Raw genomic sequence first — 15,237 nt, forward strand, 5'->3', positions numbered from 1 at the left:
CCACGATGGCGGTCTACACCGACGTCAATGAGGGCGAGCTCGGCGCGTTCCTCAGCAACTATCCGGTCGGCGATCTCTTGTCCTACAAGGGCATCGCCGAAGGCACCGAAAACTCGAATTTTTTACTGCACACCAGCAGCGGCTCCTACATCCTGACGCTTTACGAGAAGCGCGTCGACAAGGCTGACCTGCCGTTCTTTCTCGGCCTCATGGCCCACCTCGCCAGAAAGGGCATTTCGTGCCCGCTCCCGGTCACCGCACATGATGGCGGTGTGATCGGAACACTTGCCGGCCGGCCGGCGGTCATTATCACCTTTCTCGAAGGCCTGTCGCTGCGGCGGCCGACGGCTGCGCATTGCGGCGAGGTCGGCAAGGCGCTGGCGGCACTGCATCTCGCCGGCGCGGATTTTCCGATGACCCGCCCCAACGCCCTTGCCATCGATGGCTGGCGCAAGCTGTGGAATGCCGCCCGCGCCCGCGCCGACGAGGTCGAGCCGGGACTGGCGGCCGAGGTCGATGCCGATTTCGCCGATTTCGAGCGAAACTGGCCGAACGGTCTGCCGCAGGGCATCATCCATGCCGATCTTTTCCCGGACAATGTGTTCTTCCTCGGCGAGAAACTGTCCGGGCTGATCGACTTCTATTTCGCCTGCAACGACCTCTACGCTTATGACGTTGCCACGTGCCTGAACGCCTGGTGCTTCGAGAAGGATTTTTCCTTCAATCTGACCAAGGGCACGGCGCTGCTTGCCGGCTACCAAGGCGTGCGGCCGTTGAGCGGTGACGAGAAAGCTGCGCTGCCGATGCTGGCGCGCGGCTCGGCGCTGCGCTTCATGCTGACCCGGCTCTACGACTGGCTGACGGTTCCGGACGGCGGGCTGGTGATGAAACGCGACCCGACCGAGTATATTCGCCGGATGCGCTTCCACCGGGCGATCAACTCTCCTTCCGAATATGGACTGACATGACCAAGCGCGTTGAAATCTTCACCGATGGTGCCTGTTCGGGCAATCCCGGGCCTGGCGGCTGGGGCGCAATCCTGCGCTTCAACGGCGCCATCAAGGAACTCCACGGTGGCGAGGCTCTGACCACCAACAACCGCATGGAGCTGTTGGCCGCCATCTCGGCTCTCAATGCGCTCAAGGAACCTTGCGTCGTCGACCTTTATACCGACAGCAACTATGTCAAGGACGGTATTTTCAGCTGGATCGACGGCTGGAAGCGCAACGGCTGGAAGACGGCCGCCAGGCAGCCGGTGAAGAATGCCGAGCTGTGGCAGCAGCTCGACGCAGCGCGTAACCGCCATCAGGTCACCTGGCATTGGGTCAAGGGCCATGCCGGCCATCCCGAGAACGAGCGTGCCGACGAATTGGCGCGGCTCGGCATGGCGCCATTCAAGACGAAGTCGGCGAAACCCGCGCTCGCGTCCGTAACGCCGAAGGAAGGCACCCAGTCCAAGCAATCGGCGGCCAAGAAGGTTCGGCGCTCGACCCAGAGTTATTGATCCGGTTGAACTGGCGTGTCAGCGGATTAGAAGGGCGGTGCCGAACAGTCCGATTGCAAACACCGTATGCGACACAAGATTCAGGGCGCGGACCTGCATCGGATTGGGCCGCTTCGAAGCGGCCCAGCCGGCGCCCATGCCGGGCGCCAGCAGAAACCACCCGGCGCCGACGGTGACCATGCTGAGGATAAAGGCCGGCAGGAAGGTCGGCGCGGTGAGCCAGGCCGTTCCGGCCAGCACGACCAGTATGATGCCGTAGACGATGCCGACAGCATAATGAAAGGCCCAGCCAAGTACTGATTCATGCGCGTAGGGCGAGGCCTCGCCAATGTCGTCATGGAAGACCTTGCCTTCCCTGAGATGCCAGACCCAGCGGCCGACCAGCCCCCAGTTCGGCCGCGGTTGAGCAAACGCCTTGTTCAGGAAAATCGCCCAGACATCCATAAGCGCGGTTGCGCCGATGCCGATCGCGACGCTGCGCCAGACGATGTCAGACATAATCGAGGTCCCCAAAAGCAAGCAGTTCCGAAGCGCCGACGCATGGCCCCGAAAACCGGGTCGGCTTTCGGAGGGATCATGCGCCAATGCAAAAAGTCAGCGTCCTTTGGACGCTGAGCGCTCGAAGGCGCCCGCCGCCGTCCCTGGCCTATGCTGTCGCCAAGACGGAAAGCTGTCCGAGAATGTGAGCCGCACCGGATTCGTCGACGCCGGGCTTTGTCTCGACATTGAGCGCGGTGACCTTGCCGTCGTCGACGATCATCGAAAAACGCTTCGAGCGCAGCCCCATGCCGCCGCTGGAGAGGTCGGCGTCGAGGCCGACCGATTTGGCGAAATCGCCATTGCCATCGGCAAGATAAAGGATTTTGCCTTCACCGCCGCTGAAGCGGGCCCAAGCCCCCATGACGTGAACATCGTTGACCGAGACGACGGCGATAGTGTCGACGCCGCGCGCCAGGATGGCGTCGTAATTGTCCAGGTAGCCGGGCAGATGATTGTTGCTGCAGGTTGGCGTGAAAGCGCCTGGAACCCCAAACAGCACGACCGTCTTTCCTGAGAATATCTCGCCCGTCGTGATCGGCTTTGCACCGTCGGCGGTCATTGTCTTGAAGGTCGCATCGGGCAGTTTGTCGCCAACGGAGATCGTCATGATGGTCCTCGCTTGAGAATGGAAAGGGAGTGTCCTTGCGATAGCGAACTAAGGCGCGCCCGGCAACCGTCCAGACGTTGGCATCACGGAAAAGGCAGCAGGCCTTCGACCGCGCCAGCGGCACTTGTCAGTGTGTAGTGCAGGCCGCCGTCGGTTGGCGTTGTCGACGGCCTGTCGAGGATCGGCACAGTAAAGATCAGCTTGCCATCCTTTTCGCTGCGCGCGGGGGCACCGAACATGTAGTCGCGTTCGCCGGCAACGAAGAAGTCGGCGGCCTCGGGACTGCCCGGAAAGCTCGCTTCGACAATCAGCGTTTCGTGGTCGCCCGGCAGTACGTTTATGCCGAAATCGGGCGTTGCCGTGGCGGGCAGGGTGGCAAGGCCTGCCTTGACCAGTGCCGCGTCCTCGGCGTTGTCCGGATCGGCGCCGGGATCGACGGTCAGCCTCGTCTGCACCGGGATGCAGATGGTTTCGCAAATGCCGAGGAAGATATCCGCATCGATGACGGCCGGCTGGCCGGGCGCGGCAAGCGTGAACGTCACCGGCAACGAAACCGGGTGGTCGTAGCCGGCCCATTTGCCATAGCCGTCGTCATGGCGCTGCGGCGGCGGAAACGAAAGCGTCGCGTCGGCAATGTTGGTGCTGGCCGAGACGTCGATCTGTGGCGGCACGCCTGCATCGCCCGGATCGCGCCAATAGGTTTTCCAGCCGGGCTTCAGCGCAATGTCGAGGACGCCCTGGAGACGTCCGGCCTCGTCGGCTTTGCCGCTCGTTACCAGTCGCACCCTGCCGCCTTCGCTGTTGTACCAGGCCGACGAGGAGGCTGAGGCTGGGAGGCCGGTCGCCGATCCAATGGCCACACTAAGCAGCAGGATTTTCAAGCTTTGCATGACGGTGATTTGATCGTCCGTTGATGGCCGCACAATGATTTCATGACGCGGCCGGCATCATATTTGCGTGACCTTCGATTTACGAGCCTGATCAAATCGGGCGCCGCCCATCTTTTCGACGCTTCGGAAACGCGTTACGCTGTGGCCATGGATTTGTTGCGCCATAAAAGGACGGCCGCAGGACCCGGCTTTCTCGACGACCAGTTCCTGATTGCCATGCCCGGCATGAAGGACGACCGCTTCACGCGCTCTGTCATCTACATTTGCGCGCACAGCGACGAAGGCGCGATGGGGCTGATCATCAACCAGACGCAGCAGATGCTGTTTCCGGACCTGCTCGTACAACTTGGCATCATGAATGAGATGGAGGCGATCCGCCTGCCACCGCCGGCGCGCGACTTCGTCGTGCGCAATGGCGGACCGGTGGATCGCAGCCGCGGCTTCGTCCTGCATTCGGGCGACTACCGGGTGGAATCCTCGCTCGCCGTGTCCGACGACGTCTGCCTGACCGCGACCGTCGACATATTGCGCGCCATCTCCTCCGGCCGCGGACCCCGGCGGGCGCTGATGGCGCTCGGTTATGCCGGCTGGGGTGCGGGCCAGCTTGAAAACGAGATCGTCGAGAATGGCTGGCTGACTTGCCCGGCAAGTGCCGAGCTTCTGTTCGACGCCGACATCGACCGCAAATACGACCGGATCCTTGCCTCGATCGGCATCGATCTCGCGCATCTCAGCCTGGCTGCCGGTCACGCCTGAGCCTCATCACGTCCCGAAACTTGTCACGCTTGAGTGAGCGGGTACTGTTCCTTCAGCGTCTTCAGCACCTGGTCGCCCGGCATCGGCGCGCCGAACATGAAGCTCTGCACGTATTCGCAGCCCATCTGCCGCAACTCCAGCGCATCGCTCTCGTCCGAAATGCCTTCGGCGACAACCGACAGGCCGAGTTCATGCGCCATGTTGACCATGGATTTGAGCAGCACCGCGCGTTTCGGCGTCGCGTCGTCGACGAAGCTCTTGTCGATCTTGATGGTGTCGAACGGAAAGCGCGTCAGATAGGCCAGCGATGAATAGCCGGTGCCGAAATCGTCCAGCGACAGGCCGATGCCAAGCTGCTTTAGCTTGGTCAGCACATGAGCGGTCTGCTCGGGATTGTCCATCACCAGCGATTCCGTGAGTTCGAGCCGGAAGCAGCGCGGTTTCAGATTGGCCCGCGCGATCACCGAGCGGACGTCGCTGACCAGGTCGCGGCGGATGAGCTGACGGCTGGACAGATTGACCGAGACCGACAGCGGCGCATCGCCGATCTGCTTTTGCCATCCCGCCAGGTCTTCGGCAGCCTGCTGCATGGCGAATAGCCCAAGCTGCACGATCAGGCCGCAGTTTTCGGCGACCGGGATGAAATCCGCCGGCGGGATCATGCCGCGTCGCGGATGGTCCCAGCGCAGCAAGGCTTCAAAGCCGGCAACGCTGCCGTCCTCCAGCCGTACGATCGGCTGATAGGCAAGCGTGAATTCGCGTCGCTCGATGGCGCGCCGCAGGTCGGACTCGAACTGCAGCCGGTCGGTGCCGACCGTGCGGAAGGCAGGCCGGAAAGGCTCGATCCTGTCGCCGCCGAAGCGCTTGGCTTGATGCATGGCGAGCTCAGCATCCTTGACCATGTCCTCGGCCGAAGTCTGGGTTGAGGTCCAGGTGATCAGCCCGATCGAGGCGGTCAGCACGATCTCGCGCTTGGCGAAGGTGATCGGGTTGTTGATGGCGTGCTTGATGGCATCGGCAATGGCCGCGATGCGAGCCGGATCCTGCTCCGACAAAAGCATCAGCGCGAACTGGTCGCCGGCAAAGCGCGACAGCGAATCCTTCGGCTTGAGCAGCCGGTGCAGCCGCCGCGCGATGGTCAAAAGGATGGTGTCGCCGGCCGAGATGCCGAGCCCGTCATTGACCTGCTTGAAGCGGTCGATGTCGATGACGAAGACGGTCGGGCGCACCTTCTCTTCGGTGCGGGCGATCGAAATGATCGCCTCCAGCCGGTTCATGAACAGCTCGCGGTTAGGCAGGCCGGTCAGATTGTCATGTACGGCGTCATGCAGCAGCCGTTCCTCGGACTTCTTCTGCTCCGTCACGTCGACCATGGTGCCGACGCAGCGGATGACCTCGCCGTCCGAGCCGATCACCGGCCGGGCGCGCAGCGCAAACCAGTGATAATGCCCGTCGGCGCCGCGCAGGCGGAAGTTTTGCGACACCCGGCCGCGCCGGTGCTCGAGCACGACGTCGAGCGTCGTACGAAACGTGTCGCGGTCGTCGGCATGCAGCACCGGCAGCCAGTTGCGGGCTGGGCCGCCGAGGCTGTTGGGCGCAAGGCCGAGCTGGATGCTTACGTCGGGACGAGTGACGACGCGGTCGCGCAGCACGTCCCAGTCCCACACAGTATCGCCCGATCCGGCAACCGCCAGCGCCTGGCGCTCGAGATCGGAGAACAGGCCCTGATGCAGGGCGCCGCCGGCAAAAGCGTGCTGCATCACGGTGAAGCCGATTAGCAGGATGATGAGGATCAGCCCACCGCCCAGCGCCGGCTGGGCGATATCGTTGTCGAGCATGCCTGTGATCGCCATCCACGATCCGCATAGCCATAGCAGAACCATCACCCAACTGGGCACCAGCATGATGGCGCGGTCGTAACCGCGGATGCCGAGGAAGATGATCAGGCCGAGCCCGGTCAGCGCGGTGGCGGCGAAGGACAGCCTGGCAATGCCGGCGGCAACCGCCGGATCGATGATGGCGACGCCGGCGATCAGCACCAGCCCGAGAATCCAGACCAGTGCGCCGTAGCTGAAATGGCCGTGCCACCGGTTGAGGTTGAGATAGGCAAACAGGAACACCACGAAGGTCGCCGCAAGCGCCACCTCCGTTCCGGCGCGCCACATCTGCTCATTGCCCGGCGAGATTTCTATAATCTTGTTGAGAAAGCCGAAATCGACGCAGATATAGGCAAGCACCGCCCAGGCCAGGGCCGCCGTTGCCGGGAACATCGAGGTCCCCTTGACGACGAAAAGAATGGTCAGGAACAGCGCCAGCAGGCCGGCGATGCCGATGACGATGCCACGAAACAGCGTGTAGGAATTGACCGAGTCCTTGTAGGATTCAGGGTCCCACAGATAGACCTGCGGCAGCTTGGGCGAGGCGAGTTCGGCGATGAAGGTAATCACCGTTCCGGGGTTGAGCGTCACCCGGAACACGTCGGCGTCGGGGCTGGTCTGGCGGTCGAGCGCAAAGCCTTCGCTGGGCGTGATCGCGGCGATACGGGTCGAGCCGAGGTCCGGCCAGAACAGGCCGGAATTCACCAGCCGGAAATGCGGTGCGACAATCAGCCTGTCGAGCTGCTGGTCGGTGGTGTTAGCGAGCGCGAACACCGCCCAGTCGCCGGTCGAGCGCGCGTCATTGGCCTCGACCTCGATGCGCCGTACGATGCCGTCTGGGCCGGGTGCCGTCGAGACCTGGAAATTCTCGCCCTGGTTGCGGTAGATTTCGACGGCGCCCGAAAGGTCGAGCGCCACGTCGTCGCGGGCAATCTTGATCGGTTCGACCGCAAACGCCGAGGATGCCGCGCAGAGCGTGACGATTGCCGCCAGCATAAAGGCAAGCAGCGACCCGTTGCGCAGAAAATTCGTCAAAAATCAGTCCTTTGTTCCAACGCCCGGCGGATCGTCCGCGATTCGGGCGTATAGGTAATGGTCCTGCCAGATGCCGTTGATCCTCAGATAGGATCGTAGCAGTCCTTCGCGCCGGAATCCGGCTTTTTCAAGCACGCGGATCGACCGGGCGTTATCGGGGATACAGGCAGCTTCGATCCGGTGCAACCGCAGCGTTTCGAAGGCGAAACGCGTCACCACCTTGACGGAATCGGTCATCAGGCCGCGTCCGCTGAAGCGCTCGCCGATCCAGTAGCCGATATGGCCGCTTTGGGCGACCCCGTGGCGGATATTGCCGAGGGTGATACCGCCGGCCAGCTTGCCGCTGCTTTTCTCGAAGATGAAGAAAGCGATCGCCGTCCCCTGCGCGTAGTCCTCGCGGTAGCGGCCGATACGATGCCGCCACGCCGTGCGGTCGAGCTCGTCAGGGGTCCATCGCGGTTCCCACGGCTCAAGAAAGGCGCGGCTTTCGCCGCGCAGCACCGACCACTCGCGATAGTCGTTGGTCAGCGGTACGCGCAGCGTGACAAGGTCGCCCTTCAGCGCCGGCAGGTCGCGGCGAAAGAAAGGGAGCGCGAACACGACGCTCGAATAGGCTTAGACGGCGAGCTTGCGGGCAGTGATCTGCGTGCCCGAAAGCGAATCGAGGATCGCTTCATAGGGCGCGAGCGTACCCACCGGCCCGACGGCTGTAAGCGTCGGCTTGGTCGAAAAAAGCCGAGACGACAGATCCGTCAGCCGCTCGACAGTCAACGCCGACAGCCGCTCCATCAGCTCTTCCTTGGCGATCGGCCTGCCGAACAGAAGTAACTGCCTGGCGATCTGCGAGGCGCGGCTGGCCGGGCTCTCGGCCGACATGATCAGCCCGGCGCGGTATTGGGCACGCGCCCGGTCGAGCTCCTCCTGCAGGATGTTTTCACCGGCCTTTTGCAACTCATCGATAATCACAGGCACCAGCTCGGCAATATCGCTTTGTCCGGTCGCCGCATGGACCCCGAAGACGCCGGTGTCGGAAAAACCCCAATGGAAGGCATAGACCGAATAGCACAGGCCGCGTTTTTCACGGACTTCCTGGAAAAGTCGCGACGACATGCCGCCGCCAAGGATCATCGACAGGACCTGAGAGGCATAGAAATCGCGGACGTGATAGGCGCGGCCCTCGAAACCCAGCACGATCTGCGCGTCCATCAGGTCGCGGTCTTCGCGAAAATCGCCGCCGACATATTGCGCATATTGCGGAATGGTGCCGTCGGCCTTGCCGCGGAAGCCGCCGAGACGTTTTTCGACCTCGCGCACGAAATCATCGTGCTTGATATCGCCGGCCGCCACCATCACCATGTTCTCGGCGCCGTACTGCCGTTCGATGAAGTCGTGCAACTGCTTCGAAGTGAAGGATTTGACGGTTTCCGGCGTGCCGAGAATCGAGCGACCGATAGTCTGGTGGCGAAAGGCGGTCTCGGTAAAGTGATCGAAAACGACATCGTCGGGCGTATCGTGCGCGGCGCCGATCTCCTGCAGAATCACATGCTGCTCTCGCTCCAGCTCCTGCGGATCGAATTCGGATTCCTGCAGGATGTCGGAAAGGATATCGACCGCCAGCGGCACGTCGTCGCTCAGAACCCTTGCATAATAGGAGGTCGTCTCGACGCTGGTGGCGGCATTGATCTCGCCGCCGACGTCCTCGATCTCCGAGGCGATCTCGAAGGCGCTTCGCCGCCTGGTGCCCTTGAAAGCCATGTGCTCGAGCAAGTGCGCCATTCCGTGCTCTTCGTCACGCTCGTTGCGTGCGCCCGACTTGACCCAGGCGCCAAGGGCAACAGATTCGAGGCTTGGAAGGGTTTCGGTGGCGACTGTCAGGCCGTTCGACAGACGGCTTACCTCAACACCCATATGGCAATTACTCCCTAACGCGCCGCCCGCGTGTGGCGGCCGAGATAATCTTCCACCATTTTCAGGTCGGATGGAAGTACCGTGTATTTTTCCTCGGCGCTCATCAACCCGCCTAGCCATGCAGGCAGGGCAGGCGACACGCCGCTGGCGGCTTCGACGGCGGCGGGAAACTTTGCCGGGTGCGCAGTGCCCAGCACCACCATCGGCACCTCACCCGCAGCCTTGCCGGCGGCCACATGCACGGCTGCGGCCGTATGCGGGTCGAGCAGATAGCCGCTCGCCGCAAGTGTGGTGCGGATGGTGGCGGCGACCTCGTCCATGGTGGCGCGGCCGGCGTCGAATTCGGAGCGGATCCTGGCGATTTCGCCGGCCTCGACGGTGAAGGCGCCGGACTGCTTGAGCCCGTCCATGTAGCGCCGCACGGTCGAGGCATCGCGGCCGGCTGCCTCGAACAGCAAGCGTTCGAAGTTCGAAGACACCTGGATGTCCATCGAGGGCGACGTGGTCGAAAAGACCCCCTTCATGCGGTATTCGCCGGTCGCCAGCGTGCGCGCCAGAATATCGTTGTCGTTGGTGGCGATGATCAGCCGTTCGATCGGCAGCCCCATCTTCTTGGCGGCATAGCCGGCGAAGATGTCGCCGAAATTGCCGGTCGGCACGGTGAAGGAAACCGGCCTGTCGGGCGCGCCGAGCGACAGCGCGGAGGAGAAATAATAGACGATCTGGGCCATGATGCGGGCCCAGTTGATCGAGTTGACGCCGGACAGCGATACCCGGTCGCGAAAACCGTGGTCGTTGAACATGTCCTTCACCAGGCCCTGGCAGTCGTCGAAATTGCCTTCGATCGCCAAGGCATGGACGTTTGCCGCGATCGAGGTCGTCATCTGCCGCTGCTGTACCGGCGAGACGCGGCCGTGCGGGAAAAGCACGAAGATGTCGGTGCGGTTGCGCCCCGCAAAGGCATCGATGGCGGCCCCCCCGGTGTCGCCGGAGGTGGCGCCGACAATGGTGGCGCGCTGGTCACGCTCGGCCAGCACATGGTCCATCAGCCGTGCAAGAAGCTGCATCGCCACGTCCTTGAACGCGAGCGTCGGGCCGTGGAAGAGCTCCAGCACGAAGCTGTTGGGCCCGGTCTGCACCAGCGGGCAGACGGCCTCATGGCGGAAGGTCGCATAGGCTTCGCGCACCAGCCGTTCGAACACCGGCGCCGCGATCTCGCCACCGAGGAACGGCGACAGCACGCGGATGGCAAGATCGGGATAGGCAAGACCGCGCATGGCGCGGATCTCGGCTGCGGAAAAATGCGGCCAGGCGCTCGGCAGATAGAGCCCGCCGTCGCGCGCCAGCCCGGCCAGCACCGCGTCGGAAAATCCAAGCGCGGGCGCTTCCCCGCGGGTACTCACATATTGCATCGTCACGTTTCCATTGTTGCCGGGAATTTTCGCCCGCCGCGAGGTGGTGGATTTCTGCGCAGGCTCAGTCGCATTTTTGCCGCGCGGTTGATATACGTCACCGGCTTTGCGAGAGGGAAGTGCAGTTCATGGCGTTTCATTCATTCAACGGTCGTTTTGTCGCGGGTCTGGCGCTCACCGGCTTTATGCTTGCCGCCGCAGGCTGCCAATCGAGCGACAATGGCATTCTCGGCTTCGGCAAGAAGGATACGACGCCGCCACCGCCACCCGATCCCAAGGTGCTTTCCAGCCAGCTGCAGGCCTATTGCCCGAAAGTGACGTTGCGTGACGGCACCGCCTTCTTCAATACCTACGCCAAGAGCGGTCCGAAGCCGAAGAAAAAAACCGATGTTGCCGCCGAGGAAGCCGCCCAGCCGGCAGCGGACGCGGCAGGCGTCGATCAGCCGGACGATTCCGCCAAGATCATCTATCAGGCTTCGATCACCGATGTGACCCGCGACTGCAGCCGCGCCAACGGCTCCTTGTCGATGAAGATAGCCGTCGCCGGCAAGGTCGTGCCTGGCCCGATGTTCACCCCCGGGACCATCACCATGCCGATCCGCATCGCGGTGATGCACGGCACCGAAGTTCTCTATTCGCAGCTTCACTCCTATCAAGTCCAGGTCACCGATCCTTCGAGTGCCACGCAGTTCGTCTACACCGATTCCAACGTCGTCGTTCCGGAGCCGACGGCGCGGGACTACCAGGCATATGCCGGGTATGACGAGGGCGCTCCGAAAGTAGCGACAGACAAGCCGAAGAAGAAGAAAGCCGCCGCGACCAACTGAGCCTGTGCATTCGCGCCACGGCGGTTGGAGGCGGCCTCTCAGGCGTCCGCCGACCATTCCGACAGCGCGGCGATCACGCTTTTCAGTTCCGCCCAGCGGCGGATGACCGTTTCCGCACCGGCCTCGGTCAGCGCATCGGCGTGGCCGGGATAGCTGTGCGCCGCGCCGGTGAAGCCGATGACGCGCATTCCCGCCGTCTTAGCGCCGGTGACGCCATGCACGGAATCCTCGATGACGAAGGTGTTCGCGGGGTTCGCCTTGAGCTTTTCCGCGGCGAACCGAAACACGTCCGGCGCCGGCTTGGTTTTCCCGGTCGGTGTTTCCAGCGAGGAAAAGATACGGTCGGCAAAGAACGGCAAAAGCTGCACCTTCTCCAGCATGAATTCGATCCGCTCCGAACGCGAATTCGAACAGACGCAGCGCGCCACTGCTACCGCGGCGACAGCCTCGTGCGCCCCGTCGATAGCACGCACGTCGCTGCGCAGCCGGCGATCGACGAGCTGTTCCTCCTTGTCGATCAGGGAGGCCTGGAACGGGATCCGGGACTTTTCCTCGACCCGCATCATGATGTCCTTGAAAGTCAGCCCGGCATAGACCTCGGAAATCTCCTCGGCCGATATCTCGTAGCCGGCCGAGGTCAAAAGCTCGGCATCGATACGCGCGGCGATGATTTCGGAATCGACGAGCACGCCGTCGCAATCGAAGATGACAAGATCTGGCTGGGGCATGGTGGTCCGGAAAGCGGGATGAAGGGAATGCCGAGGGCCCTTTGGTCCAAACGGCTCAGGCGGCGCGGCATACACCAACAGGCCGGGCTTCGCAAATTCGGCAGTCTGCTTCACTGAATATTTACGCTGATCGGTAACCATAACGGACAGTAAACAGTAACGCGTGCCTTGGGTGTCACAATGTCTGCCGTGCGTCTTCTCGACGAGCTTTCCGATGCTCCCCAGCAATCCGAGTGGCTGGATACGATCCTGAAGGGCGACTGCGTCGCCGCGCTCGAACGGCTGCCGGAAAAGTCGATCGACGTGATCTTCGCCGATCCGCCCTACAATCTGCAGCTCGATGGCGATCTGCACCGGCCCGACCAATCCAAGGTCGATGCCGTCGACGACCATTGGGACCAGTTCGACAGTTTTGAGGCCTACGACGCCTTCACCCGCGCCTGGCTGCTGGCGGCACGCCGCGTGTTGAAGCCCAACGGCACGATCTGGGTCATCGGCTCCTACCACAATATTTTCAGGGTCGGCGCCAAGATGCAGGACCTGGGCTTCTGGATCCTCAACGACGTCGTCTGGCGCAAGACCAATCCAATGCCCAATTTCCGTGGCCGCCGTTTCCAGAACGCGCATGAGACGATGATCTGGGCATCGCGCGACCAAAAGGGTAAGGGTTACACATTCAACTACGAGGCGCTGAAGGCGTCTAATGATGATATTCAGATGCGTTCAGACTGGCTATTTCCGATCTGCACCGGCGGCGAGCGCCTGAAGAACGACAATGGTGACAAACTGCATCCGACGCAGAAGCCGGAAGCGTTGCTTGCCCGCGTCGTGACGGCATCGACCAGGCCGGGCGACATCGTGCTCGACCCCTTCTTCGGTTCAGGTACCACCGGGGCGGTGGCCAAGCGGCTTGGCCGTCACTTCGTCGGCATCGAGCGTGAGCAGGCCTATATCGATGCCGCCATGGAACGTATCGATGCGGTCCGGCCGCTGGAAGGCGCCAATTTGACGGTACTAACCGGCAAGCGGGCTGAGCCGCGCGTCGCCTTCGTCACGCTTCTCGACAATGGCCTGGTGGCGCCCGGCGCCACGCTCTACGATGCCAAGAAGCGCTGGGCGGCAAAGGTGCGTGCCGACGGCACGCTGGCAATCGGCGACAGCGCCGGGTCGATCCACAAGATCGGCGCACAAGTGCAGGGGCTGGACGCCTGCAACGGCTGGACCTTCTGGCATTATGAGCGCAGCGGCGGCCTGACCCCGATCGACGAGCTTCGCCGCATTGCACGCCTGGGCATCGAACGGGCAGGGGCCTGACGGCTTCCGAGTTGCCACAGATCGGTAAATGCGAAGGCTCAACCAACCTCTGGAAGCGATTCAAGTCACACTTTGATCCCAAGACGCTCAAGGTCCGCCCTGAGCGTCTGTGCATCGGTGAACAGCACCGACTGCCAGCCGGCCGCCTTGGCGCCGTCGACGTTCTTCTGGCTGTCGTCGATGAACAGCGTGGCTGACGGTTCGAGGCCGAATGCGGCGACGTGGTGATCATAGATGGCGCGATCCGGCTTGATCTGGCGGATGTCGCCGGACACGGTCACGCCGCGCGGCCGATTGAGGAAATCGAAGCGCTCGCGGGCCTCGGCAAGCGTATCCGCGGCGAAATTGGTCAGCATCGTCACGTCGTGGCCGCTCTCGATCAGGCCGATCATGATGGCAACGCTGTCCTCATAGGCATGAGGCACCATCTCGTGCCAGTGCCGGCGGAAATTACGGATGTTTTCGGCGTGCTCGGGATATTGCGCGATCGCCAGTGCTTCGGCCTCTTCCCAGCTGCGGCCGCGGTCCTGTTCGATGTTCCAATCATGCGTGCAGACATTGTCGAAGAACCATTTCCGTTCGTCGGGATCGGGGATCAAGCGGCTGAAGGGCAGGTCCGGATCATAGTGGATCAGCACTTTGCCGATGTCGAAAACGATGTGGCGGATTTCAGTCATTCTTCTCTCGTTCAATGCGGGTGCTGCTTCTTCGTCGCGCCCGGTATCGCCGCTTCGATTACCTTTTTCATGACAGTCGGCAGCGCTTCCCCGGAAATTTCATGGACCAGCGACCAGAAATGCCCGGCCGGGGCGGCACTGTCGGTCTCCGCCTTGAACACGTCGAGTTCAAGCGCAAAATGGGTAAAGACATGGCCGATTCGTCCGGCCTGCCGCCAATTGCCGGGGAACGGGGCTGCCGCTTCCGTGGTGGCGCCGTCGATGCGCGCCGTCCAGCCGGTCGTCGGCACCTCGGTCATGCCGCCGAGCAGGCCCTTTTCCGAACGCTTTCGCAAAAGAATGGCGCCGTCAGCCCTGACCGCGACGAAGGCGGCGCCGCGCCGCAATGGTTTCTCGCCCTTCGGTAGGCGGACCGGAAAGCGTTCGGGGTCGCCCGAGATTGTGGCGCTGCAATCCTCGCGAACAGGGCAGAGCATGCAGCGGGGCCGGCGCGGCGTGCAGATCGTCGCGCCCAGGTCCATCATCGCCTGCGCGAAGTCGCCGGGCCTTGTCCGGGGAACCATGCGTTCGACCTGGCCGCGTATCTCGCCCTTGGCTTCGCCCAGCGGCGTGGCGATCGAAAACAGCCGTGAGACCACCCGTTCGACATTGCCGTCGACGACCGCGGCTGGTCGGTCGAAAGCGATCGCTGCGATCGCCGCCGCCGTATAGGCGCCGATGCCGGGCAGTTCCCTCAAGCCGGACTCGCTGTCCGGAAAGCGACCGCCTTGCCGCGCCACGAGATCGGCACAGGCTTTGAGGTTACGGGCGCGGGAATAATAGCCGAGCCCGGCCCAGGCCTTCATGACGTCTTCGGTCGGTGCCGCCGCCAGTGCCTGGACAGTTGGCCATTTCTGCACGAAAGCCCGAAAATAGGATTTTACCGCCTCGACCGTGGTTTGCTGCAGCATGACCTCGGAAAGCCAGACCAGATAGGGATCGGGCCGCGCCCCGCCCGCCAGCGCGCGCGGCGGAACGCGCCAGGGCAGGTCGCGGTGATGCGCGTCGTACCAGCCAAGCAGCCGGGATGCGATCTCGCCATTGTCTCCGGATACGGCCTTGCGGGTCTGGTCGTGCAGTGCCATTGATCGAGGGTCGGCCCTAATCCATTGGTGCTGAAGCT

General features: G+C 62.9%; 15 protein-coding genes. 5 read left to right on the forward strand and 10 right to left on the reverse strand.

Going from position 1 to position 15,237, the window contains the following annotated elements; translation table 11 throughout:
* Nucleotides 1–5: 5 nt before the first annotated feature.
* On the forward strand, nucleotides 6–968 hold the full coding sequence (locus tag NKI95_RS10290; protein WP_292657487.1) for a homoserine kinase: 963 nt from the start codon (nucleotides 6–8) through the stop codon (nucleotides 966–968).
* Nucleotides 965–1,504 (forward strand): ribonuclease HI, encoded by a 540-nt coding sequence (rnhA, locus tag NKI95_RS10295; protein ID WP_352716443.1) that lies wholly within the window; start codon nucleotides 965–967, stop codon nucleotides 1,502–1,504. Before NKI95_RS10290 ends, rnhA begins: the two co-directional genes overlap by 4 nt.
* Before the next feature lie 18 nt (nucleotides 1,505–1,522).
* Here rnhA and NKI95_RS10300 read toward each other — a convergent pair whose 3' ends face one another.
* The 3 genes from NKI95_RS10300 to NKI95_RS10310 all read right to left on the reverse strand — a co-directional run bounded on the left by NKI95_RS10300 (nucleotide 1,523) and on the right by NKI95_RS10310 (nucleotide 3,541).
* Nucleotides 1,523–2,002 (reverse strand): DUF2938 domain-containing protein, encoded by a 480-nt coding sequence (locus tag NKI95_RS10300; RefSeq protein ID WP_352716445.1) that lies wholly within the window; start codon nucleotides 2,000–2,002, stop codon nucleotides 1,523–1,525.
* Nucleotides 2,003–2,150: 148 nt separating this feature from the next.
* Nucleotides 2,151–2,651: a peroxiredoxin gene (locus NKI95_RS10305; RefSeq protein ID WP_292657494.1), complete on the reverse strand. Its 501-nt coding sequence runs from the start codon at nucleotides 2,649–2,651 to the stop codon at nucleotides 2,151–2,153.
* A gap of 83 nt (nucleotides 2,652–2,734) precedes the next feature.
* Nucleotides 2,735–3,541, reverse strand: a complete 807-nt coding sequence (locus tag NKI95_RS10310; RefSeq protein WP_352716447.1) for a protein-disulfide reductase DsbD domain-containing protein — start codon at nucleotides 3,539–3,541, stop codon at nucleotides 2,735–2,737.
* 147 nt (nucleotides 3,542–3,688) lie between these two features.
* Between NKI95_RS10310 and NKI95_RS10315 the strand changes: the two genes are divergently transcribed.
* Complete coding sequence (locus NKI95_RS10315) at nucleotides 3,689–4,297, forward strand: YqgE/AlgH family protein (protein WP_292657500.1); 609 nt, start codon at nucleotides 3,689–3,691, stop codon at nucleotides 4,295–4,297.
* A 23-nt stretch (nucleotides 4,298–4,320) separates the two neighbouring features.
* On the opposite strand, the gene NKI95_RS10320 is transcribed toward NKI95_RS10315, so the two are convergent.
* From NKI95_RS10320 to thrC, 4 genes are read right to left on the reverse strand one after another with little or no spacing between them, the layout of a single operon-like run.
* Nucleotides 4,321–7,209: an EAL domain-containing protein gene (locus tag NKI95_RS10320; protein WP_292657502.1), complete on the reverse strand. Its 2,889-nt coding sequence runs from the start codon at nucleotides 7,207–7,209 to the stop codon at nucleotides 4,321–4,323.
* A 3-nt stretch (nucleotides 7,210–7,212) separates the two neighbouring features.
* Nucleotides 7,213–7,809 (reverse strand): GNAT family N-acetyltransferase, encoded by a 597-nt coding sequence (locus NKI95_RS10325; protein WP_352716449.1) that lies wholly within the window; start codon nucleotides 7,807–7,809, stop codon nucleotides 7,213–7,215.
* A gap of 15 nt (nucleotides 7,810–7,824) precedes the next feature.
* Nucleotides 7,825–9,117 carry a M16 family metallopeptidase gene (locus tag NKI95_RS10330; protein ID WP_352716451.1) on the reverse strand — a complete coding sequence of 431 codons (1,293 nt, stop codon included), beginning with the start codon at nucleotides 9,115–9,117 and terminating at the stop codon, nucleotides 7,825–7,827.
* Between the two features lie 14 nt (nucleotides 9,118–9,131).
* Nucleotides 9,132–10,529: a threonine synthase gene (gene thrC / locus NKI95_RS10335; protein ID WP_352716453.1), complete on the reverse strand. Its 1,398-nt coding sequence runs from the start codon at nucleotides 10,527–10,529 to the stop codon at nucleotides 9,132–9,134.
* 128 nt (nucleotides 10,530–10,657) lie between these two features.
* On the opposite strand from thrC, the gene NKI95_RS10340 reads away from it, so the two are divergent.
* Nucleotides 10,658–11,356, forward strand: a complete 699-nt coding sequence (locus tag NKI95_RS10340; protein ID WP_352716455.1) for a hypothetical protein — start codon at nucleotides 10,658–10,660, stop codon at nucleotides 11,354–11,356.
* Nucleotides 11,357–11,394: 38 nt separating this feature from the next.
* On the opposite strand, the gene NKI95_RS10345 is transcribed toward NKI95_RS10340, so the two are convergent.
* Complete coding sequence (locus NKI95_RS10345; RefSeq protein WP_352716457.1) at nucleotides 11,395–12,084, reverse strand: HAD family hydrolase; 690 nt, start codon at nucleotides 12,082–12,084, stop codon at nucleotides 11,395–11,397.
* Between the two features lie 180 nt (nucleotides 12,085–12,264).
* Here NKI95_RS10345 and NKI95_RS10350 point away from each other — a divergent pair, with 180 nt between their 5' ends.
* Complete coding sequence (locus NKI95_RS10350) at nucleotides 12,265–13,398, forward strand: site-specific DNA-methyltransferase (protein ID WP_352716458.1); 1,134 nt, start codon at nucleotides 12,265–12,267, stop codon at nucleotides 13,396–13,398.
* A gap of 65 nt (nucleotides 13,399–13,463) precedes the next feature.
* Here the strand turns inward: NKI95_RS10350 and NKI95_RS10355 are convergent, their stop codons facing one another.
* Nucleotides 13,464–14,075 carry an HAD family hydrolase gene (locus NKI95_RS10355; RefSeq protein WP_352716460.1) on the reverse strand — a complete coding sequence of 204 codons (612 nt, stop codon included), beginning with the start codon at nucleotides 14,073–14,075 and terminating at the stop codon, nucleotides 13,464–13,466.
* Nucleotides 14,076–14,086: 11 nt separating this feature from the next.
* Nucleotides 14,087–15,199 carry an A/G-specific adenine glycosylase gene (gene mutY, locus NKI95_RS10360; protein ID WP_352716462.1) on the reverse strand — a complete coding sequence of 371 codons (1,113 nt, stop codon included), beginning with the start codon at nucleotides 15,197–15,199 and terminating at the stop codon, nucleotides 14,087–14,089.
* Nucleotides 15,200–15,237: the final 38 nt, after the last annotated feature.

The organism is Mesorhizobium sp. M0306, assembly GCF_040321655.1.
In the GTDB taxonomy this organism is placed as follows: domain Bacteria; phylum Pseudomonadota; class Alphaproteobacteria; order Rhizobiales; family Rhizobiaceae; genus Mesorhizobium.

What these genes read in the sequence shown, in the direction of transcription:
- NKI95_RS10290 (WP_292657487.1), top strand. Translation starts at nt 6, where the DNA reads ATGGCGGTCTACACCGACGTCAATGAGGGCGAGCTCGGCGCGTTCCTC.
- rnhA (WP_352716443.1), top strand. Translation starts at nt 965, where the DNA reads ATGACCAAGCGCGTTGAAATCTTCACCGATGGTGCCTGTTCGGGCAAT.
- NKI95_RS10300 (WP_352716445.1), bottom strand. Translation starts at nt 2,002, where the DNA reads ATGTCTGACATCGTCTGGCGCAGCGTCGCGATCGGCATCGGCGCAACC.
- NKI95_RS10305 (WP_292657494.1), bottom strand. Translation starts at nt 2,651, where the DNA reads ATGACGATCTCCGTTGGCGACAAACTGCCCGATGCGACCTTCAAGACA.
- NKI95_RS10310 (WP_352716447.1), bottom strand. Translation starts at nt 3,541, where the DNA reads ATGCAAAGCTTGAAAATCCTGCTGCTTAGTGTGGCCATTGGATCGGCG.
- NKI95_RS10315 (WP_292657500.1), top strand. Translation starts at nt 3,689, where the DNA reads ATGGATTTGTTGCGCCATAAAAGGACGGCCGCAGGACCCGGCTTTCTC.
- NKI95_RS10330 (WP_352716451.1), bottom strand. Translation starts at nt 9,117, where the DNA reads ATGGGTGTTGAGGTAAGCCGTCTGTCGAACGGCCTGACAGTCGCCACC.
- thrC (WP_352716453.1), bottom strand. Translation starts at nt 10,529, where the DNA reads ATGCAATATGTGAGTACCCGCGGGGAAGCGCCCGCGCTTGGATTTTCC.
- NKI95_RS10340 (WP_352716455.1), top strand. Translation starts at nt 10,658, where the DNA reads ATGGCGTTTCATTCATTCAACGGTCGTTTTGTCGCGGGTCTGGCGCTC.
- NKI95_RS10345 (WP_352716457.1), bottom strand. Translation starts at nt 12,084, where the DNA reads ATGCCCCAGCCAGATCTTGTCATCTTCGATTGCGACGGCGTGCTCGTC.
- NKI95_RS10350 (WP_352716458.1), top strand. Translation starts at nt 12,265, where the DNA reads ATGTCTGCCGTGCGTCTTCTCGACGAGCTTTCCGATGCTCCCCAGCAA.
- NKI95_RS10355 (WP_352716460.1), bottom strand. Translation starts at nt 14,075, where the DNA reads ATGACTGAAATCCGCCACATCGTTTTCGACATCGGCAAAGTGCTGATC.
- mutY (WP_352716462.1), bottom strand. Translation starts at nt 15,199, where the DNA reads ATGGCACTGCACGACCAGACCCGCAAGGCCGTATCCGGAGACAATGGC.